The organism is Dokdonia sp. Asnod3-C12 (assembly GCF_045063975.1).
GTDB lineage: Bacteria > Bacteroidota > Bacteroidia > Flavobacteriales > Flavobacteriaceae > Dokdonia.
In genome coordinates, this window is sequence record NZ_JBEFNY010000003.1 from 2920278 (window position 1) to 2941844 (window position 21567).

General features: G+C 36.6%; 19 protein-coding genes. 15 read left to right on the forward strand and 4 right to left on the reverse strand.

Features of this window, described 5'->3' with window-relative positions:
* Window positions 1-32 precede the first annotated feature (32 nt).
* Window positions 33-1187 carry a DUF3800 domain-containing protein gene (locus ACJJVW_RS13220; RefSeq protein ID WP_405252434.1) on the reverse strand — a complete coding sequence of 385 codons (1155 nt, stop codon included), beginning with the start codon at window positions 1185-1187 and terminating at the stop codon, window positions 33-35.
* 221 nt (window positions 1188-1408) lie between these two features.
* Between ACJJVW_RS13220 and ACJJVW_RS13225 the strand changes: the two genes are divergently transcribed.
* From ACJJVW_RS13225 to ACJJVW_RS13235, 3 genes are all read left to right on the forward strand, one after another.
* Window positions 1409-2461, forward strand: a complete 1053-nt coding sequence (locus tag ACJJVW_RS13225) for a COX15/CtaA family protein (protein ID WP_405252436.1) — start codon at window positions 1409-1411, stop codon at window positions 2459-2461.
* A 42-nt stretch (window positions 2462-2503) separates the two neighbouring features.
* Entirely contained in the window at window positions 2504-3025 is a 522-nt protein-coding gene (locus ACJJVW_RS13230; protein ID WP_144783732.1) for an IS1096 element passenger TnpR family protein, read from the forward strand.
* 71 nt (window positions 3026-3096) lie between these two features.
* Window positions 3097-4152, forward strand: a complete 1056-nt coding sequence (locus tag ACJJVW_RS13235) for a nucleoid-associated protein (protein WP_298324257.1) — start codon at window positions 3097-3099, stop codon at window positions 4150-4152.
* A 76-nt stretch (window positions 4153-4228) separates the two neighbouring features.
* Here the strand turns inward: ACJJVW_RS13235 and ACJJVW_RS13240 are convergent, their stop codons facing one another.
* Window positions 4229-5299 (reverse strand): hypothetical protein, encoded by a 1071-nt coding sequence (locus tag ACJJVW_RS13240; RefSeq protein WP_405252438.1) that lies wholly within the window; start codon window positions 5297-5299, stop codon window positions 4229-4231.
* A gap of 97 nt (window positions 5300-5396) precedes the next feature.
* Between ACJJVW_RS13240 and ACJJVW_RS13245 the strand changes: the two genes are divergently transcribed.
* The 5 genes from ACJJVW_RS13245 (at window position 5397) to ACJJVW_RS13265 (ending at window position 9854) form a co-directional block, all read left to right on the forward strand.
* Window positions 5397-6290 carry an ABC transporter ATP-binding protein gene (locus ACJJVW_RS13245; protein WP_013752452.1) on the forward strand — a complete coding sequence of 298 codons (894 nt, stop codon included), beginning with the start codon at window positions 5397-5399 and terminating at the stop codon, window positions 6288-6290.
* Window positions 6291-6298: 8 nt separating this feature from the next.
* Window positions 6299-7141, forward strand: a complete 843-nt coding sequence (locus ACJJVW_RS13250) for an ABC transporter permease (protein ID WP_298324263.1) — start codon at window positions 6299-6301, stop codon at window positions 7139-7141.
* A 254-nt stretch (window positions 7142-7395) separates the two neighbouring features.
* Entirely contained in the window at window positions 7396-8754 is a 1359-nt protein-coding gene (locus tag ACJJVW_RS13255) for a DEAD/DEAH box helicase (protein ID WP_405252441.1), read from the forward strand.
* Between the two features lie 8 nt (window positions 8755-8762).
* Window positions 8763-9554 (forward strand): subclass B1 metallo-beta-lactamase, encoded by a 792-nt coding sequence (gene bla, locus ACJJVW_RS13260; protein ID WP_405252444.1) that lies wholly within the window; start codon window positions 8763-8765, stop codon window positions 9552-9554.
* Between the two features lie 45 nt (window positions 9555-9599).
* Window positions 9600-9854, forward strand: a complete 255-nt coding sequence (locus ACJJVW_RS13265; protein ID WP_339845033.1) for a CDGSH iron-sulfur domain-containing protein — start codon at window positions 9600-9602, stop codon at window positions 9852-9854.
* A gap of 78 nt (window positions 9855-9932) precedes the next feature.
* Here the strand turns inward: ACJJVW_RS13265 and ACJJVW_RS13270 are convergent, their stop codons facing one another.
* Both ACJJVW_RS13270 and ACJJVW_RS13275 read right to left on the reverse strand, forming a co-directional pair.
* On the reverse strand, window positions 9933-11348 hold the full coding sequence (locus ACJJVW_RS13270) for a CCA tRNA nucleotidyltransferase (protein WP_405252446.1): 1416 nt from the start codon (window positions 11346-11348) through the stop codon (window positions 9933-9935).
* Window positions 11349-11474: 126 nt separating this feature from the next.
* A complete protein-coding gene (locus ACJJVW_RS13275; protein WP_298324276.1) occupies window positions 11475-12035 on the reverse strand; it encodes an L-threonylcarbamoyladenylate synthase in 561 nt (186 codons plus the stop codon).
* Window positions 12036-12239: 204 nt separating this feature from the next.
* Here ACJJVW_RS13275 and ACJJVW_RS13280 point away from each other — a divergent pair, with 204 nt between their 5' ends.
* The 7 genes from ACJJVW_RS13280 to ACJJVW_RS13310 all read left to right on the forward strand — a co-directional run bounded on the left by ACJJVW_RS13280 (window position 12240) and on the right by ACJJVW_RS13310 (window position 21397).
* Window positions 12240-12995 carry a Kdo domain containing protein gene (locus ACJJVW_RS13280; RefSeq protein ID WP_339845025.1) on the forward strand — a complete coding sequence of 252 codons (756 nt, stop codon included), beginning with the start codon at window positions 12240-12242 and terminating at the stop codon, window positions 12993-12995.
* A 136-nt stretch (window positions 12996-13131) separates the two neighbouring features.
* Window positions 13132-14415, forward strand: a complete 1284-nt coding sequence (locus tag ACJJVW_RS13285) for a DEAD/DEAH box helicase (protein WP_298324281.1) — start codon at window positions 13132-13134, stop codon at window positions 14413-14415.
* A gap of 182 nt (window positions 14416-14597) precedes the next feature.
* Entirely contained in the window at window positions 14598-15065 is a 468-nt protein-coding gene (locus ACJJVW_RS13290; protein WP_405252448.1) for a heme-binding domain-containing protein, read from the forward strand.
* A 128-nt stretch (window positions 15066-15193) separates the two neighbouring features.
* On the forward strand, window positions 15194-16402 hold the full coding sequence (locus tag ACJJVW_RS13295) for a DUF4856 domain-containing protein (RefSeq protein ID WP_405252451.1): 1209 nt from the start codon (window positions 15194-15196) through the stop codon (window positions 16400-16402).
* 67 nt (window positions 16403-16469) lie between these two features.
* Window positions 16470-17591: an imelysin family protein gene (locus ACJJVW_RS13300; protein WP_405252454.1), complete on the forward strand. Its 1122-nt coding sequence runs from the start codon at window positions 16470-16472 to the stop codon at window positions 17589-17591.
* A gap of 7 nt (window positions 17592-17598) precedes the next feature.
* Window positions 17599-18978: an HTTM domain-containing protein gene (locus ACJJVW_RS13305; RefSeq protein ID WP_405252456.1), complete on the forward strand. Its 1380-nt coding sequence runs from the start codon at window positions 17599-17601 to the stop codon at window positions 18976-18978.
* On the forward strand, window positions 18959-21397 hold the full coding sequence (locus ACJJVW_RS13310; protein WP_405252458.1) for a TonB-dependent receptor domain-containing protein: 2439 nt from the start codon (window positions 18959-18961) through the stop codon (window positions 21395-21397). The genes ACJJVW_RS13305 and ACJJVW_RS13310 overlap by 20 nt, the downstream gene beginning before the upstream one ends.
* The last annotated feature ends 170 nt before the right edge of the window (window positions 21398-21567 follow it).

Genomic DNA, 21567 nt, shown 5'->3' on the forward strand with positions numbered 1-21567 from the left:
GTGATAGCAGGTTTTTTTGGTTTATAGTAATATTAGAGTTGCTCAATTAGCTTCTTAATTCGAATAAATTGTTCGTCCTTTTCTAAGGGGTTTATCTTATTAAATGAGAGTTGTGAAATATTTTCATTCAAAACTTTAATTTTTTGAAGCATAGGCTCTATATACTTCATGAAGTGATTGAAATGTTGCTCAATATCCGAATAAGTAGATGCCAATTTGTAACCAGGTTTTCCTGAATGACTGATAATAAATAGTCCTTCATATCTTAAATCTCTGATAAGTAATCTTAATTTGTCGTCATTTATTGTTCTTGAAAAATTTTTTAAGTAATTAGTTAATTCATAACTAGGTACAAGTCTTTCAGAATCTATTTTTGAATTTGTATATAGATACTCTAATAATCTTCTTTTTAAAGCATCTTCACTTTTTTCAGAAGTTTCTAAATAGTTTTTCAATGACTCTAAATTTAGTTTACTTATCTCTTTACTTAAAGTTTTGGTTTCTTTAGTTTCATTATTTGATATCTGTGGATAAGGGAAATAGCTAACAGACATTCTCGTGTGTAAAATCTCATAAATCTTATCACTTTTTGGAGAGTAATTACTTGAACAGAATAACCTTCCTAAGGAACCAGCAATTATATCTGCAAATTGGACTAAGTTTTCATCAGTTCTATCATCGGAAAGTTCAAATGTGCGATCAGGATTAAACAAATCCCTTTGAATACTTTCTTTGTCTATAAAATTTATTAATTCTTTTCTAAAGCTTTCAAATCCGAGCTTATCTAAATGTATATTGAAGGAATCATACATCAAATTATATTTTTCAATCAAGACTTTTTGAAAATACTTATAAAATGTTTTCTTGTATCGCAAACCTCCCGATTCTTTTTCTAATTTCTGTTTGTCGATTACAAGAACATCAATTGTAAAATCTAAATTCTCAATTAGATAATTGAGGATATCTAATCTCTTTTGAAAATATTTATTATCTCCTAGATTTTTAGATTTAATGTTAGGTCCTAGTCTAAACTTTTTACAAATATCAGCCCTTAGAAGTCTTGCATGGTCAATACTTGATTCAGGTATTATAACTGAGGCATAAACGAAGTGACTAAATGTACCTTTTTTAGAAAGATTTAAATGAGAATTTCCAAATTCATCAATAAAGATTTTTGCTTTTTCCAATAGTCTACTTTTATTAGTTTAATTAAAAAAACTTGTATTTTTTTCTTTAAATATACAACCAGAAACGCCTATTAAGCTTAATGTAAGTTGCTTACTTACCAAGTGTTATCAACACGCAAAACGATTTTTTGGTAAACCCCAATTTTCAAGTATTTTGAACGCCAAACGAGATTTAAAATAAGGTCGTTTTGTATTTTTGCACCTCTTAAAAATGAACACTTATGTGGTACAGACGCCTTCTTAAAATATCCATTATATTTCTATACTTAATTATCATTGCAGGAGCGGTGGTACGTATGACGGGAAGTGGTATGGGATGTCCAGACTGGCCGCAGTGTTTTGGGTATCTGGTACCACCTACAGAGGAGAGCGAGCTGCGATGGGAGCCTAACCATCTGTATGAAGATGGACAAGTAATCATACTAGAGGAATCATTGCGTATTGCTCCTACAGATTTTACTTCTGGAGATTCTTATAACGAAGCAAACTGGGAGACGTATGAGAAGCATGATTATGCTAGTTTTAATGTGTGGCATACGTGGATAGAGTATATAAACAGGCTTGTAACTGCACTTGCAGGAATCCCTATGTTACTCATGGTTATCCTGGCTTTCTGGTATTGGAAAGGTAATAAATGGCTCATTTTTGCCACGTTCATGGTGTTACCTCTCATGCTTTTTCAAGCGTGGCTTGGTAAACAAGTGGTAGATTCAAATTTACTTCCTGTTAAGATTACCATTCACATGATAGCGGCGTTATTTATTGTAGCCTTATTGTTATTCTTATGGTGGAAATCTCAGATAAAGGAAGGTGTACAGGATACGCTTTCGCGAAAGCGTATTTATGACCCACGCTTTAAAAACTTAATAGTCATAGCAAGTTTACTCACACTTGTGCAGATAGCCCTAGGAACGCAAGTGCGTCAATATGTAGATGAGCGCGTTGCTCAAGTAGGCTATGAGGCCAAAAGCTTATGGCTGGATCCTGCAACTATATGGTTTTATGTGCATAGATCTTTTTCTATCCTTGTGACGCTATTGAATCTTTATATTTTCTGGCGCAACAGAAGCTTATTTTTAGGTCATACTAAGTTGCTTAACTGGGTGCTTATTTTTATAGGTCTTGAGGTAGTAACTGGGATTGCTATGTACTACATAGATTTTCCATTTGGTACGCAACCTTTACACCTTGTAGTGTCGTCATTATTGTTTGGCGCACAATTCTACGTATTGTTAGAAAGTTTCCCAAAAAGGGAAGCCCTCTCTCCTGCGTAGTTGTTTAAAACCAATTATCTTTACCATCTTAAAATTTTTACAATGATTTACCGTTTTAGAGCAATTCTAGACACAGAAGAAGACGTTTTTCGCGATCTTGAAATTGAAGCAACAGATACTTTAGAAGATTTACATAATGCTATAAATCAGTCTTTTGGATTTGATGGAGCAGAGGTTGCCGCTTTTTACTTAAGTGATGAAACCTGGATGCAAGGCGAGGAGTTTGCACAATTTGATATGGGAGAAGGTGAGAGCCAGCTACGTATTATGAATGAGACTTCGCTAGATGGTCTTTTAGGAGAACATCAGACACGTCTTATCTATGTGTATGATTTTTTAAATATGTGGCGTTTTCTAGTAGAACTGGCTGAAATTACAGAGCCAGAAGATGGCATGACGTATCCTAACTTGATGTATGTACAAGGCCAAGTACCAGATCAAGCGCCAGAGTTTGAAATGGAAGATCAGGAGCTAGGAGCAGAGGACGACGATGAAGATGAGTTTAATGACGACTATAACATCGACGATTTTGACGATCTTAGTTTTGATGAAAACTGGAACTAGTTTGCTTTAAATTTTACGTAGTACCTTGAGCCTGCTATTGCAAGCTCATAATTAACAACCTATACCTACAAATGATAAACTTATACAGCGCCCAGATAGAATCACTTTCCATTCACCGTATTGGAAATAAAGGTAAAGCAGAAGGGCTTTTTGTATCTCAAGATCCATATCCATTAAGTGACGAACTTACACCACTTATTAAGGAGTTTTTCTTTAAGCCTTTTCGTGAGAAAGAGGAGAATTATTATAAATTCTTCCATGAGCAAGACATAGAGTTTAACACGCTTTTTAGTCTAGCCAAGAAAATCTTTGATAACCCAAGTGGTACACACTTACTTTCTGAAGATATCGCAAAGCATCTTTATGCACAAAGTGATCACCCGCATATCAAACCAGGAGAGTTATACATTGTACACTTAGATGGTGTGCAGATTGATAATATTAAAACAGATGCGATAGGAATCTTTAAGAGCGAACTTAAACAGGATTTCTTACAGTTTCGCGAAAGCGGGACAAACCTAGAGATGATTCTTGAGCAAGGGATTAATCTCAATAAACTAGATAAAGGGTGTTTGATTTTTAATCATAAAGAAGAGGAGGGGTATAAAGTACTCTCTGTAGATTCTAACCGCTATGATACGAAATACTGGCTAGAGAATTTCTTAGGAGTTGAGATTTTTGAAGATGAGACTTTCTACACTAAAAAGTACTTGAAGTTCTGTCAAGACTTTGCAAAAGACGTTGTATTACCTGCAGAGGATAAGAAGGAGGAAGTTCTTTTTATGAACCGTGCGGTAAATCACTTTGCAAAGAACGATACCTTTGACGAGTCTGCTTTTATGAATGAGGTGATTGAAAATCCAGATTTAATACCTGAGTTTAGAAACTATAAAACAGAGCAATCTCCAAAATATAAAATAGAGGATCTTACCGATTTTTCTATAAGCAACAAAGCAGTAACAGCACAGCGTAAGAAGATCAAGAGTGTTATTAATCTTGATACTAATATCCAGATAAAACTAGATTTTATCAATGGAGAAAGCGCAGAAAAGTTTGTTGAAAAAGGATGGGATGAAGAAAAACAGATGTACTATTACTTAGTGTACTTTAATAAAGAACAGAAATAGTAATAACCAGTTCTGATATAAAAAAAAGCGTAGCACACAGTGCTACGCTTTTTTTATGTCGCTAGTTTTTGAAGCGTTATATATCTTTTATAATTCTCTTTAAACTGATGTCTTCATAGTTACGTTTTACAAATTCTAAGGCTGCTCTCAGTATAGCTCCCATATTTGCTGCACGTCTAAATTTCATATCGTTTGTAAAGTCATAAATATCTGCTCTCAATTGCTTGACATGGTCGCGTGGTGAGATATTATCAGTTGCCATTACTCTCAGTAATCTTGTGAGTCGCTTTTTACCATTTATGATTCGCTTTGCTAGTAAAGCTCTTTCTTCATTGCGATATTGCTCGATGGAACGGTTGTCTAGACGCTTTGCAACAAGCCTAACAAGTTTTATATTTTCTTTAAAAATTGCTGGTTGGTAGACTTTAAAATTACCTTCATAACACTGCTGGTCAAAATCTATCGCGCGTATTTTATAACGCACTAGATCAAAATCGTGTGTAGGTATAATTACAAAATTATATGATCTCATGTCTCCTAAGAGCGTGATCATGCAACGTTCATTAAACTTTACAAACTCCTTTGCTATTTGGGCAAGCCCTAGGTCATCACACTCCTTAAGATGCTCATTTATAAATTCGTCACCAGGAATACCGGCAATATGTTCTTCAATAAGAGTGTTTTTATGAACTAAGAAATTAATCCTATTAGGAGAAAGTATGTGTTCTAGTTCTAGCCCATAAATTCTACTTGCATCTGCCTGTTTTACATAAAAGTATACATAGTTATTATTGTACACATTTAATACTTTGATGCGAAAAGGCTTAGAGTTTCCAAAGGTGCAGTAGTCTATGCCGGCTATTTTTAAATAGTCAAAAATATTCTCATTACCATCAGAGTGAAGTTGGGTATATATACTTTTGAGATTATATTCAATTTCATTTTGTTCAAACTCGGGATAGTACACGCGTATCCATAGCGTGTCATTATCTTCCTTGTCATAAACAGTTATACCACCAGAAAAGCGTAAAAGATCTTCATAAGAAATAGAAACCTTAGTAGTCCTTCCGTAATTGTCTAAATAAGCAAGGAGCTTCTCATTTACAGGGAAAGAAGGTTTCTTCTTTGACATTAACTTTTTCTCCATAGGGGTGTATGCTTTTTAGTAAAGATACTAAAGGCTTGTAACAAATACCGGAGACAGACGTCTTGTAAACACTAGCAATCAAAAAACAACCAAGATATTGGAAACTATTTTAACAATTAACAATCTCACGAAGCATTACGGCCATGTGAAGGCGGTAAATGATCTCTCGTTTACGATAGAAAAAGGAAACGTGTACGGAATTCTAGGACCTAACGGAAGTGGTAAATCTACAACCTTAGGAATGGTTCTCAATGTGGTAAATCCCACGGCAGGAACTTTTCACTGGTTTGACGGAACAGACACTACACACAATGCCTTAAAGAAAGTAGGAGCAATTATAGAGCGTCCTAATTTTTACCCATACATGACAGCGGCACAAAATCTTGCTTTAGTTTGTAAGATTAAAGATGTCTCACCAGATAAAATTCAAGAAAAACTTACTATCGTAGGTTTGCTAGATCGTATGCACAGCAAGTTCAGTACGTATTCCCTTGGGATGAAACAGCGTCTTGCTATTGCTTCTGCATTGCTTAATGATCCAGAGATTTTAATTCTTGACGAACCTACTAATGGTTTAGATCCTCAAGGAATACACCAGATAAGAGAGATTATAAAAAACATTGCAGCAGGGGGAACTACCATTCTCTTAGCTTCTCACTTACTAGACGAGGTAGAAAAAGTGTGTACGCATGTCGTGATCTTACGTAAAGGAGTAAAACTTTATGCTGGACGAGTAGATGCCATGAATGCAAGTCACGGATTTTTTGAGCTACGTTCTGACAATCTTGCGCTATTAAAAACGTATTTAGAGAGTCATTCAGACTTTGGAGAAGTAAGTATTAAAGATGATCTTCTCACGGGATTCTTAACAAATCCGCTTGACGCGAAAACGTTAAATACTCAACTACACCAGCAAGGGATTGTACTTACGCACCTAGTGAAACGTAAAGAAAGCCTTGAAGAGCAATTCCTTGAATTAACTAAAAACTAACCAACCAGATGTTACGACTACTTACCATAGAATATCATAAACTCAAGCACAGTAAAACGTCTCGAGTACTCATAATTGGCTATTTCATTTTACTCTCGGCAATAGCATTGCTCGCTTCTATAAAGTTTAATCTTTTTGGAGCCGAGTTTAGACTAGCAGATCAGGGTATTTTTAATTTTCCTTACATCTGGCATTTTAATACCTACGTTGCGGCAATACTTAAGTTCTTTCTTGCCGTGGTGATTGTCTCCATGACGGCAAATGAATATAGTAATAGAACACTCAAGCAAAACCTCATAGATGGATTAAGCAAGAAGGAGTTTATACTCTCTAAGTTTCTTACAGTTGTTGTGTTTTCGGCAGTGTCTACCATATTTGTAGCAGTAATGAGTCTTATTTTAGGCTTTGCATTTTCAGATTTTACAGAGGCATCTATCGTTTTCTCTGATATGGAGTACTTACTAGCATTTTTCATCAAGCTAGTTGCATTCTTTTCATTTTGTCTCTTTTTAGGGATACTTATAAAGCGTTCGGCTTTTGCATTAGGATTTTTATTGATGTGGTATTTCTTTGAAGGCGTAGTGCAATTAGTGTGCTTGTTCTTTCAAGAGAAGTATGACATGGAAGGTTTACGCAGTAATGTAACGCAGTTCTTACCGCTAGAGTCTATGAGTAATCTTATAGAACAACCTATTACAAGATTAAACGTAGTACAGTCTGCAGCAAATCAAATTCAGGCAGATGTGCTTTCAGATTACACGGTATATTTCCACGAGATTGCCATTGTATCTGTATGGATATTCATATTTATTTATGCGAGTCTTGCCTTACTTAAGAAGAGAGATTTATAAGATTTCGCTTTCGCGAAAGCGTACATACACCAAAGCGCTCACATCATCGTGAGTGCTTTTTTATGTGTTATAGTTTCATTATTGAGACTTAGTATAGTTCTGAAAATTCTATCCCAAAAGAAGATTGCTGATTATTTATTGTGTGACCAAATTCTAAAAAGAGGCAATACCCACAAATGATATACTTTTAAGCCGATAATACGCTCTAAAGTACTGTCAATCTTTAAAAAAGAGGTATTTTCGCGTTTATAGCTATGACTTTTAAAGACCTCAATCTCGATAAATTTTTGTGGAATGCCCTAGACGATATGGGATTCACTCAACCTACTCCTATACAGGTGGATGCACTCGCTCCAGTTATGTCTGGTGGAGATGTGGTTGGGATTGCACAAACTGGTACGGGTAAAACCTACGCGTACTTACTTCCTATACTTAGAACACTACCATATTCTCGCCAAGAGAATCCGCGTGTGCTTATCCTTGTCCCTACAAGAGAATTAGTGCTGCAAGTGGTAAGTGAGCTAGAAAAGCTTACAACGTACATTGATGTGCGCGTTGCTGGTGTATATGGAGGTGCAAATATTAATACTCAAAAAGCACTTATTGCTCAAGGGCAAGATATTGTGGTTGCTACTCCAGGAAGGCTTTATGACCTTGCGGTGAGTAGAGTATTACAACTCAAGAGTATCCAGAAAGTGGTGATTGATGAGGTAGATGTGATGCTAGATCTAGGTTTTAGACCACAGCTCATGAATATTTTTGATATTCTACCTAAGCGTCGCCAGCATATCATGTTTAGTGCAACGATGACAGAAGATGTAGATGCACTTATAAAAGATTACTTTAGCGCGCCTCAATTTATTAAGGTTGCAAAAAGTGGTACACCGCTAGAAAATATTACACAGATAGGTTATAAAATGCCTAACTTTTATACGAAAGTAAACTTCCTATTAGAAGAACTTGCTTTTTCAAATAAGTATCATAAGGTGCTGTTATTTGTACGTGATAAACGTATGGCAGACAGGCTTTATTCAAAATTAGAAGAGGCTTTTCCGGGTGATGTAGATCTTATACACTCAAATAAAACGCAAAACTACCGTATCAATAGTATTAAATCCTTTGCAAAAGGGAAGGTACGTATGATGGTAGCTACAGATGTAATGGCACGTGGTCTTGATATAGATGATATTACACATGTAATCAACATCAACACGCCACGTTTTCCAGAAAATTACCTGCACAGAATAGGTCGTACAGGTCGTGCTCAAAAAGAAGGAGTTTCTATTGTTTTTAGTACTCCAGAAGAGGATGAATACCTAGCAGAGATAGAAGCATTAATGGGAGTAAAGGTTGCTATTCAACCACTGCCAGAAGATGTTGCGATTTCTAAAGAACTAACTCCAGAGGAACGCCCAGAAGCAAAAGAAATTTTTAATCCGCATCGATGGAATAAAAATGATGACGATGCTCCAGGGCCTGCTTTTCATGATAAAAGTGAAAAGAACTCTAAGGTTAATTTAGGAGGTGCTTATAGAAGGGAAATAGCCCAAAAATATAAGAAACCTAAGACTAGGGGAGATAAGAACTACAACAAAAGAAATAAACGTAAATAAGTAAAGAAATGTGTCGACTACTACAGATGTTAGGGATCTGTCTAGCCGTACTACTATTAAACTCCTGTTTTGATAATAGTAAGTATGATCCAGAACCATATGTAAGATCTTTGGAGATCATAAAATTATCAGAGCAAGATTACATACACATATCTTATCTTAAAGATAGTTATGGTGGTTATATTCCTTGTAATGGTTACATACGTGTAGAAGGAAACGAAGCTTTTATTTTTGACACACCTCTTAATGATATGCTTTCTGAGCAGCTTATCACATTTGTACAAGAAGACTTAAAGGCAACTATAAAAGGGGTGCAAGTGAGTCACTCCCATAAAGATGGTGCTGGTGGTATTAACGCTTTCGCGAAAGCAAAAATCCCCACCTACTCTTCTGCCAAAACAGCAGTATTACTAGCCAAAGATTCTCTAGTTATAAGTAATACTTTCTCACAAAAAGACAGCATGCAAATAGCCGAAAGTTTTGTTGTAATGGAGTATCTAGGACCTGCTCACAGTGATGATAATTCTATTGCATACATACGAGCATCAGATATTTTATTAGGTGGTTGTATGATCAAGCCGCTAGATGGAACAAAAGGAAATCTTGCAGATGCAAATCTTGATGAGTGGTCAAATACAGTAACAAGGTTACAAAGCCATTATCCAAAAGTAGAGCAAGTGATTCCAGGGCATGGTGGTAGAGGAGATAAAGAGTTACTTGACTATACAATTGGAATGTTCCAGAAAAGTAGTGAAGTAATCGGCGATAACGAAGAGATAGTTGAAGTCGCTACAAATTAAAAATATAAATCATCACCAGCTTTTGAGGTGATTATCTAATAAATTATGGAAGACAATAAAAAAGTAGCAGGTATTGCACCAATAGCAGTAGAGCTAGAAGAAGGAAAGAAATATTCATGGTGTACTTGTGGTCACTCTGAGAAGCAACCTTTTTGCGACGGAGGACATAAAGGAGCAGAAAGTACGCCTAGCTTACGTTTTGAAGCAGAAAAGACAGGAACAGCATACTTATGTAACTGTAAGATGACAAAGAATCCTCCATACTGTGATGGAAGTCACAAGACGTGTGAAATAGGATAAACTTAACTCACTGTCATTAAAAAGCCCTTAGTGTATCTACGATATGCTAAGGGCTTTTTAGTTGGATGAAGACGTTCTCTATTTAATGAGTTTTATATCTTTTGCTTTTTTGATCATAAAAGCAATGGCAGCTTCCTTTTCGTTTGGGATTTCACCTTCTAAGATTGCCTCTTTAATTGCTTCCTTAAGTATCCCTATCTCACGACCTGGCTTAAGATGAAAAGCTTCCATGATTTCCTCTCCAGAAACTGGCGGCTGAAAGTTGCGCACGTGGTCACGCTCTTCAACCTCTTTCATTTTCTCACGTACTACTTTAAAATTGTTGTGGTACCTCTTAAAGCGTTTTGGGTTCTTTGTGGTGATGTCTGCTTCACATAGCGTCATGAGATCTTCAATGTGATCTCCTGCGTCAAAAATGAGCCTTCTTACAGCGCTATCTGTCACATGATCTTCTGAGATAACGATAGGTCGCGAACTCATAAGTACCATTTTTTGGACAAATTTCATTTTGTCATTTAATGGCATTTTGAGACGCTTAAATAATTTGTAGACCATTTTTGAGCCTACAAACTCGTGCCCATGAAAGGTCCAGCCTACTTTTTTTGAAAACTTCTTTGTTGGCGCTTTACCTATGTCATGTAACAATGCAGCCCAACGTAGCCAGAGATCATCGGTATGTTCTGAGATGTTATCTACTACTTCTAGGGTGTGGTAAAAGTTGTCTTTATGTTTTTGTCCCTCTATCTCATCAATACCTTTTAAAGCCATAAGCTCCGGTAAGATATATGGGAGTAGTCCTGTTTTTTCTAGCAATAAAAAACCTTTAGAAGGAGTAGGGCTCAACATTATTTTATTAAGCTCATCTACAATGCGCTCGTTTGTAATAATCTTAATGCGCTCTGCATTTCTAGTTATAGACTCTAGCGACGTGCGCTCAATCATGAAGTCTAGCTGTGAAGCAAAACGGATTGCACGCATCATACGAAGTGGGTCGTCACTGTATGTGATATCTGGATCTAAGGGTGTTCTTATAATCTTACGCTCAAGATCGCTTATTCCGTCAAAGGGATCAATCACATCGCCATAACCGTTATCATTGAGTTTAATAGCTAGTGCGTTTATAGTAAAGTCACGACGGTTTTGGTCATCTTCTAGTGTACCATCTTCTACTACGGGATTACGACTGTCTGTAGCATAAGATTCTTTACGGGCACCTACAAACTCAATATCCATATTACCAGAACGTAACATAGCAGTACCGTATGTTTTAAATACTTGTACTTTAGGTTTGTTTGGTAAAATTTGCGATACTTTACGAGCAAGTGCAATACCACTACCTACAGCTACAACGTCAATATCTTTTACTTCTTTATTACGTTTTAAAAGGTAATCACGTACAAATCCACCTATAACGTAGGTTTCTAGTTCAAGTGCATCTGCGGCATTAGAAATGGTGTTAAAGATAGGAAGGGAGAGTGCGTTCTTTAGATTCATTACTAGAATTTAAATAGAGGTAAAGGTGTGGTTTTGGCACATTTTCGCGAAGGCGAGATCATGCCAAGCATATTTTTATAAAAATAGAGATAGGCTTACTTAATTAAAAGTAGGTACTTAAATGAATTATTCTCTAATGATGGTTACTTTACCATCTTCTGTAAGTTTTATAATTGCGCTAGGTTTAGTTGATGTGCGATCACGATCTAAATTCACTACATAATCTACACCGTCTATAATTTCTTGAGAAATCTCACTAAAACTTTGAGGAGTAGGCTTTCCAGTTACATTTGCGCTTGTAGAAACGATAGGTTTTCTAAACTTTTTAAGTAAAAAGTTACAAAACTGATTACGACATACTCTAAAGGCAGTGCTGTTATCTGGTGCAATCACGTTAGTAGCCACGCGTATAGGGTCATCATAGATGATTGTGGTAGGCTTTGCGGCATATTTAAGTATGTCATATGCTACTTCAGGAATATTTTCAATATACTGGTTAAGCATTTTAAAATCACTTACAAGACAGATAAGAGATTTACTCTCTGCGCGCTTTTTAAGTGCATATACTTTATCTACGGCATCTGGGTTTGTAGCATCACAACCTATTCCCCATACAGTATCTGTAGGGTAAAGAATAAGGCCACCTCTTTTTAAAACGGCTAGTGCTGCGTCGTGTTCTTGTTTCATCAAATAAATTTAACTGCAAAAATAACCTATTCTTTTTTTATTAGTATACTCTAAGGCACTTTGTAAAGGGAAGGATAGCAATTTTATATATTTGCGGGATATAATGTATTGATGTTTTATAGTAAGCGACTGTAATCGTAAGAGCGACTTCTTATGAATTTCTAACGCAACGACATTAAATACCATCTTAACTAACTCATATCTGTGAACATAGTTTTCTCAAAAAAATTTAAGGGTGATACAGAAGCAATCAAGCAGTGTATCACAGATTTTGATACTTCGGGTAAAAAGTTTGATGAGCGCAAGCGCAATTCTTTAAAGCTTTTTGAAGTAGGAGGAAGGATGATTAATGTGAAGTCTTTTAAGGTTCCTAATCTTGTTAATAGAATAGCTTACAAATATCTACGTAGCTCAAAAGCAGCGAGATCTTTTGAGTATGCTCATAAGCTTTTAGAAAACGGAATTCTTACACCACAACCCATTGCTTATTTTGAAGAAGAAGGAGTGTTATTTGGGCAAAGTTTTTATGTGAGCAATCATCTCAACTATGATCTCACTTATAGAGAGCTATGTGAAGCATCTCCTTACTTAGGGAATAAAGATATACTAAGTGCTTTTGCAAGGTTTACGTATAGTTTACATGAAAAGGGAATACACTTTCTTGATCACTCTCTAGGTAATACGCTCATTGTTATCACAGATAAAGGCTATGATTTTTACTTGGTCGATCTTAATAGGATGAAATTTGGACCTATGGATTTTGAGACACGTATGAATAATTTTGCACGTTTATCTCCACGTCCAGAGGATATTGCAGTAATGGCTGGTGCTTATGCAGCAGAGAGTGGTGATAATGAGAAAAAAGTATTTGATGCCATGCTAGCAGCGGTACAAAACTTCCAAGAAGCATTTTATAAAAAGAAACGACTTAAAAAGCGTTTAAAATTCTGGAAACGCTAGTGACACGCAAATCCTTCTGTGTAAAGAAGGCATATAGTCACAACACTTTGCTAATAGCGGAGTAACTAATTAAATAAGCCCTACCTTCGCGCTTTAAGGAAGTGACTACATATAGGTCATTTCACAAAACCTTTATATGTCATTTAAATCTTTAGGGCTCTCTGATGCCCTGCTCAAAGCTGTGAGCGAAAAAGGCTATACAACGCCATCACCTATTCAACAAAAAGCAATTCCAGTAGTACTTCAAGGCAAAGATGTTCTTGCAAGTGCACAAACCGGAACAGGAAAAACTGCAGGATTCACATTGCCTATGATCCATAGGCTCATAAATAACCCAAGACAAGGACGCCGTAAGATAAGAGCACTTGTGCTTACGCCTACAAGAGAACTTGCTGCACAAATACAAGAGAATGTATTAGAGTACAGTAAGTACGTAGATATCAAATCTATGGTCATCTTTGGAGGAGTAAACCAAAATCCACAAGTACGCACCTTACGTCAAGGTGTAGATATTCTAGTTGCCACTCCTGGTAGACTACTAGATTTACAGAACCAAGGTTTATTAAGCCTTTCTGATGTAGAGTTTCTAGTACTTGATGAAGCAGACCGTATGCTTGATATGGGCTTTATACACGATATTAAAAAAGTATTGAAAATGGTTCCGGCGAAAAGGCAGAACCTCCTTTTTAGTGCAACCTTTAATACAGACATTAAGAAGTTTGCTAGTAGCATCCTTACTAATCCTGTATTAGTAGAAGCAACACCAGAAAACACTACTGCAGAGAAAGTAGATCAAAAATCTTATAGAGTAGATAAGTCTCGTAAAACAGAAATGCTTATCAAATTTATAAGAGAAGGAAACTGGGATCAAGTACTTGTATTTACAAGAACAAAGCACGGTGCAAATAGACTTTCTGAAAAACTTGAAAAAGACGGAATCTCATCTGCAGCAATACACGGTAATAAAACTCAAAACGCAAGAGTGAAAGCACTTGCTGGTTTTAAGAGTGGGAAAGTACGCGTACTTGTAGCAACAGATATCGCAGCTCGTGGCCTTGATATTCCATTATTACCTTATGTAATTAACTATGAGCTTCCTAATGTGCCAGAAGATTATGTACACCGTATAGGTCGTACTGGTAGGGCAGGAGCAAGTGGTCAAGCAATATCACTAGTAGGTGTAGATGAGGTAGAATACGTAAGAGGAATAGAAAAACTCTTAGGAGAAAAGCTACATAGCGAAGTGCTAGAAGGTTTTCAGCCAACTGACACCCTTGCGCAAATCAAAAAAGAAGCTGCCGAAAATAAAGCAAGACACCAGCAAGGACGTCGTAACTCACGTAATGGTGGAGCACGAGGGAAAAGTACTGGAGGAAGTAAAAGTTCTGATAGTAGAAACAAAAACTCAAGAAGACGTTAATTGTATTCTTCAATAATTATGAAACCTCTTATCTATATGGATAAGGGGTTTTTTTATGCTTTCGCGAAAGCGTATGTTAAGTAAACTTTATTATCCTTAAACTTATTTAGAATAATTAAAGATAAGGTTGTCTCTTTTTCAACTACGTATTATTTTTGCCGCATAATACAAACAACCATATTATGAAGATTCTTCGATATTTTTTGATCATTGCACTTATAGCGCTCGTAGTTATTCAATTTATTAGACCAGATAAGCAAGAAGGTAATTATCTCGCTATCGATGCATTTGAAACAGAAACTAATATGCCTGCAGAGGTAAGAGCGATATTCAGCAACAATTGTTATGATTGTCATAGTGGTGTAACCACATATCCTTGGTATGCAGATATAGCACCTTTATCTTATTGGGTTAATGATCACATTGAAGATGGTAAAAGACATTTTGATGTAGAAGAGTGGAATAACTATTCCCTTAAGAAAAAAGACCATAAACTAGATGAGCTTATAGAAGAAGTAGAAGAGGGGGAAATGCCTTTAAAATCATATACACTGCTTCATGGAGAGTTATCTGACGAAGAAAAAGAGCTTTTAGAAAATTGGGCAAAAGCAACTCGAACCCAGATACAGAGCGAGATGATGGTGCAGTAAAACTAGCAAAAATCAATTTTAACACATTCTTATTCTTATTTATTCTAAATAAGCTTGCGAGAACGAGAAATGACTATTATTTTTGCCGTCGTAAACAAATTCACTATTTATATTAAGTCTAAATAAAAATGAAAAACTTCTTACCAATAGCATTAGCAATTACGACAATCGCCTTTACATCTTGTGAAGATGACGATAGCCCAGTAATCGAACAAGAAATTGAAGTAGTTGCACCAGCAACTTATTCTTTTGAAAGAAATGGAGAAAGCTCTGTAAGCTTCTCAGGACAAACAACACGCATCGCAATGGCACAAGAAATTGTGAGCGAGATGAGTGATTTTGATAATGCATCTATAGCATCATTAACAAACATGTTTGCAAATGAGAACAACCCTTTTGAGGATGCAGATTTAAATGCGTCTGACAAGAGTGTAAAAAGTAAAGTAGCTGCATCTACAGATTACTTTTCTACAAATGCAGCAGCCTCTGCTGAAATCAAAGCATATATAGAGTCACACTTCACAACACAAATAAATGAAGTATTTCCAGCTCAAAATACACAAGCTTCTATAGGTGTTGCTGGTCAAATAGCAGATGGAGAAAGCACTCGCTACGTTGCAGCAAATGGTTTTGAATATAACCAAGTAGTTGCAAAGAGTCTTATAGGGTCACTTATGGTAGATCAAATGCTTAACAATTACTTAGGTACAAACGTACTAGACGCTGATACTAACGTAGCAGATAATGATACAGATGTACTTGTAGAAGGAGCAGTTTATACAGACATGGAGCACAAGTGGGATGAGGCTTTCGGTTACCTTTTTGGTAACAGTGCAGATCCAGCAAATGCAAATGCTACTATAGGTACAGATGATTTCTTTTTAAACAGATATTTAGGTCGTGTAGAAGGAGATGAAGATTTTGCAGGTATTGCTCAAGATGTATTTGATGCTTTTAAACTAGGTCGTGCAGCAATCGTTGCAAAGGATTACGAATTAAGAGATGAGCAAGCAGAAATCTTAAGAACAAAAATCTCTGAGGTAGTAGGGATTCGTGCAGTTTATTACCTACAACAAGGTAAAAATGCTATAGAGGCAGGTAATTTTGGAACTGCATTTCATGATCTATCAGAAGGTTTTGGATTTGTGTATAGTTTACAATTTACACGTAACCCTGATACAGATGCACCATACTTATCTAGAGAAGAAGTACAAGGAATCGTAAGCCAACTTACAGCTGGTAACGGACTTTGGGAAGTTACACCAGCAACCCTTGATTTGATATCAACTACGATAACAGATCGTTTTGACTTCACATTAGAGCAGGCAGGAAGCTAATAAGAAATAACACCTATTAACAGGGAGCCCATTGGCTCCCTTTTGGTGGTAAAAAGAAGAATTAACTATGAAAAAGATTTTTGGAATTATAGCAATTGCTTTGTTCTTTTATGCATGTGGTAGTGATGATACAACCATTACAACAGACGATAGTGGAACAGATAACACAGGTAACTTTGATCGTAGCGCGATGCTTACTAACTGGGCAGATAATATTATTGTGCCAGGTTATGTAGACTTTAGTGCAAAGGTAAATACGTTAGAAAGCGCAACAGCAGCATTTACTGCAGATGCTAGTGATCTTACCGTAGTGCGTGCCGCATGGTTAGACGCTTACAAAACATGGCAACGAGTTTCTATGTTTGAAATAGGCCCAGCCGAAACGGTGAACCTACGTCTTAATGTAAATATTTACCCAGCAAATGTTACTACCATAGAGAGTAACATTGATAACGGTTCTTATGATTTCGGACTTTCATCTAACCGCTCTGCCAAAGGTTTTCCAGCAATCGATTACTTATTATACGGTCTAGGAGCAGACGAGACTGCGATTCTTGCAGTTTATAATGGAACAGAAGGAGCTGCTTACAAGCAATATCTTAATGATGTTGTTGCAGATATGAAGCAACTTACAGCTTCAGTATTAAGTGAGTGGCAAGGTTCTTACAGAGCTGCATTTATAGAGAACGATGGAGCTTCGGCGACAGCGTCTACAGATCGTTTTGTAAATGATTACATATTCTATTACGAGAAGTTTTTACGTGCTGGTAAAATGGGAATTCCTGGAGGCGTATTTTCTGGTAATGTAGAAGTTGGCAATCTAGAAGCACTGTATGCAGGTAACCTTTCTAAAGATTTATTCTTAGTAGGTCTAGATGCAACTCAAGATTTCTTTAATGGAACAGCTTATAATACTAGCGCTCAAGGCGAAAGCTTATCATCATACCTAGATGAGCTTAACGCTATTGAAGGTGATATATTTTTAAGTTCGATTATTAATAATCAGTTTGATGTTGCACGTGCTTCTGTAACGGCTTTAGGTAGTTTTGAAAGCGAACTTTCTCAAAATCCTCCTTCTACATTCTTAGAGTCTTATAATGAAGTACAACGTCTTGTACCACTTCTTAAAGTAGATATGGTAAGCGCGATGAGCATTAGTATTGATTTTGCAGATGCAGACGGAGATTAGATCTTAGATGATACAGCAAGTCAAAAGATATTTAAATACACAAAGAGAGGCCGCACCACTAGCGGTCTTTCGTGTGTCTTTTGGGTTGCTCATGCTAGCCAGTATCATCAGATTCTGGAGTTACGGGTGGATTGAAAAATTTTACATTACGCCATCCTTCCATTTTACATTTTATGGTTTTGAGTGGGTGCGTCCTTTCGGGAATTATACCTACTTATTATTTGCGATATGTGCGTTAAGTACGATCATGATAACCATAGGTTATAAATACCGTTTGGCCATCATTGTCTTCTTTTTAAGTTTCACGTATATAGAGCTCATGGATAAAACCATGTATCTCAATCACTACTACTTCATCAGCATGCTTAGTTTCCTGATGATTTTCATACCAGCTGGCTCTTATTTTTCGATTGATGCATTACAGCTTTCGCGAAAGCGTACCATCACACCCATCCAGTTTGTGCCTCGCTGGACAATTGATAGTATCAAACTACTGCTGGGAATAGTGTACGTTTATGCTGGCCTAGCAAAACTTAATAGCGACTGGCTTGTAAAGGCTATGCCGCTCAAAATCTGGTTACCTTCTAAATTTGATATTCCGTTTATAGGCGATTTGTTGGGTCAAGAATGGGTGCATTATGCCTTTAGTTGGTTTGGAGCGGGATATGATTTATTTATTCCATTTTTTCTGCTCTGGCGCAAGTCGAGACCTTACGCATTTGTCATGGTTATTATTTTCCATGTACTAACACGAGTGCTATTTCCTATCGGGATGTTTCCGTATGTGATGATAGTGAGCGCGTTGATTTTCTTTGATGCAGGTTTTCATAAAAAGATTATTTACGCTTTCGCCAAAGCGGTAAAATACCCACAACAGTTATTAGAAACTACAGAGCGTTTTACACCTAAAAATCCTAATCTAGCAAAGACTTCTGTAGTCATTGTTGTAGTATTTTTTGTAATCCAACTACTCTTGCCATGGCGCTACCTAGCATATCCTGGGGAGTTATTCTGGACAGAAGAGGGTTACAGATTCTCATGGAGAGTGATGCTTATGGAGAAATCTGGCTATGCACAATTCAAAATAGTAGACGGTGTGAGCGGAAAGCGATTTTATGTAGATAACACAGATTTCTTAACGCCACTGCAAGAAAAGCAAATGAGTTTCCAGCCAGACTTTATTTTAGAATATGCTCACTATCTTCGCGACCATTTTGAGGGGCAAGGTCATCAAGAGGTAGAAGTCTACGTTGAGTCTTATGTTGCTCTCAATGGAAGGTTAAGTACCGCTTATGTTGATCCTAAAGTGGATCTCGCGCAAATAGAAGATTCTTTTGCTCATAAAAATTGGATTATACCATTTACAGATGAAATTAAAGGTTTATAGTACGTTATTATTGATTTTATGTGGGCTGTCTACGAGTGCACAATTTACATTTTCAGGTAAAGTAACAGACGCCACAGGTGCTGGTATTCCTGAGGTTGAGGTCTATGTGCGCCAGGCAAATATGGTAGTTACCACAAATGCTTCTGGGGCTTTTTCATTTGAGAATGTGCCATCTGGAAACTATGCTGTAGTTGTTTTTGGCTTTGCTTATGAGCTTGTAGAAGATCAAATTAATATTACAAGCAATGTCACTAAGAATTATACACTTCAAGAGCTAGGAGAATCACTTTCTGAAGTGGTGCTTACTAGTCGTCGCGAGAAGATTTTTGCTTTACGCTCACTTAAAAAAGTAGAGGGAACAGCAATTTATGCTGGTAAAAAGAGTGAAGTGGTACTTGTAGACCAACTTACGGCAAACCTAGCAGCAAATGCACCTAGACAGATTTATAGCCAAGTGGTAGGGCTCAATATTTACGAGAATGGAGATGCTGGATTGCAACTCAATATTGGAGGAAGAGGGTTAGATCCTAATCGTTCTGCCAATTTTAATATTAGACAGAATAACTATGATATAAGTGCAGACGTTCTTGGATATCCAGAGAGTTACTATACGCCACCGGCAGAGGCTCTTAAAGAAATTCAAGTAGTACGTGGTGCTGCGTCATTGCAATACGGGACACAGTTTGGCGGATTGATAAATTTTAAATTTAGAGAGCCAGTAAAAGACAAGAAAATCGAATTGATATCGAGACAGACTGCAGGTTCTTATGGGTTACTTACTTCCTTTAATAGTCTAAGTGGTACGGTGGGGAAATTCAGTTATTATACCTACTTCAATTACAAAGAAGGAGATGGATGGAGGCCAAATTCTCAGTTTAATAGCCGTAATTACTTTGCGCACGCAGCATACCAGCTTAGTGAGAATACTAAAATAACAGGAGAATTGACCCTGTTTAATTATTTAGCAAAGCAGGCTGGAGGTCTTACAGATGCTCAATTTATAGAGGATCCTAACTTTAGTAATCGTGATCGCAATTGGTTTGATGTAGACTGGAAAGTATATTCTTTACGCCTTGATCACGCCTTTAGTAATAAAACAGATTTTAGTTTAAATGTGTTTGGACTAGACGCACAACGTAGTGCAGTAGGTTTTAGAACCAATAGAGTATCACAGCCAGATGATCTAGAAGAACCTAGAGAACTTCTTGTAGATAGCTTTACAAACTGGGGTGCAGAAGCACGCTTGCTTACGAGATATAAGATAGGAGATAAGGATGCCGTTTTCTTGATAGGAAGTAAATATTATGATGCAAGTAACAGTCAGCAGCAAGGACCTGGAACTACGGCTACAGATGCAGATTTTAGTTTTGCTACAGAGCAGTTTCCTAATTATGATCGTCAATCTGAATTTGATTTTCCTAATAGAAATCTAGCTATTTTTGGAGAAAACATCTTTAATGTTACAGACAGACTTTCTATAACTCCAGGTTTTAGATACGAGCAAATCAAAACAGAGAGTGCAGGTTCTTTTAATAATGTAGTGGTTGACCTAGCGGGTAATTTACTTGTAAATGAGGATATAGCAGATAATAGAGTTTTTGACCGTGATTTTTTACTGTTAGGTGCAGGCGTAACATATGATCTATCTCCAGCAGTTGAATTGTACGGGAATTTTAGCCAGAATTATCGTTCTGTTACATTTAATGATATTAGAATTACAAATCCATCATTTGTAGTTGATGAAAATATAACTGATGAGGAGGGATTTACCGTCGACTTAGGTGCTAGAGGACGTATTGATAATAAATTTGCTTACGATTTTAGTTTATTTGGTGTGCGATATGATGATCGCTTAGGGGAAGTACTTTTTGAAGATACAGATAATAGTATAAAGAGACGTCGTGGTAACATAGGAGATGCATTTATTTACGGCTTAGAATTTTTTACCGATTGGAATATAAAAAACACATTTTTTGAAGACCAATCAGATTATAAACTTAAGCTCTTTACAAACCTAGCGCTTACAAGCTCAGAATATTTAAGCTCTGATGCAAATGGTGTAGAGGGTAATGAAGTAGAGTTTATTCCAGATGTAAACTTTAAAACTGGGGTAAATTTTGGATATAAAAACTTCACAGGAAGTGTGCAGTACACATATCTTACAGAGCAATTTACAGATGCGTCAAATGCTCCACAAGATGTAAATGACAATCAGCGTGGTATAGAGGGAACAATACCTTCATACGGAGTACTAGATATTTCGGCGGCATATACTTGGAAGCGTTTTAAATTAGAGGCTGGATTAAATAACGCACTAGATGAGTCTTACTTCACGAGACGCGCTACAGGATATCCTGGCCCTGGGATTATACCAGCAGAACCGGTTACTTTTTATACGACGTTACAGATTAAGTTGTAATTATTCGTTAAGTAGTCTTAACGGGGATTGTGAACTTTAAATAAGGGACTATTTTTTGGCTTCAGCTAGAGGGTGCTCATTGTATAATATAGGTTGCAGTTCTTAAATATGATTTTTGACTCGCAAGGTTTACATATTATCTGTATTTTTGCACGCAATTAATTGTTAGC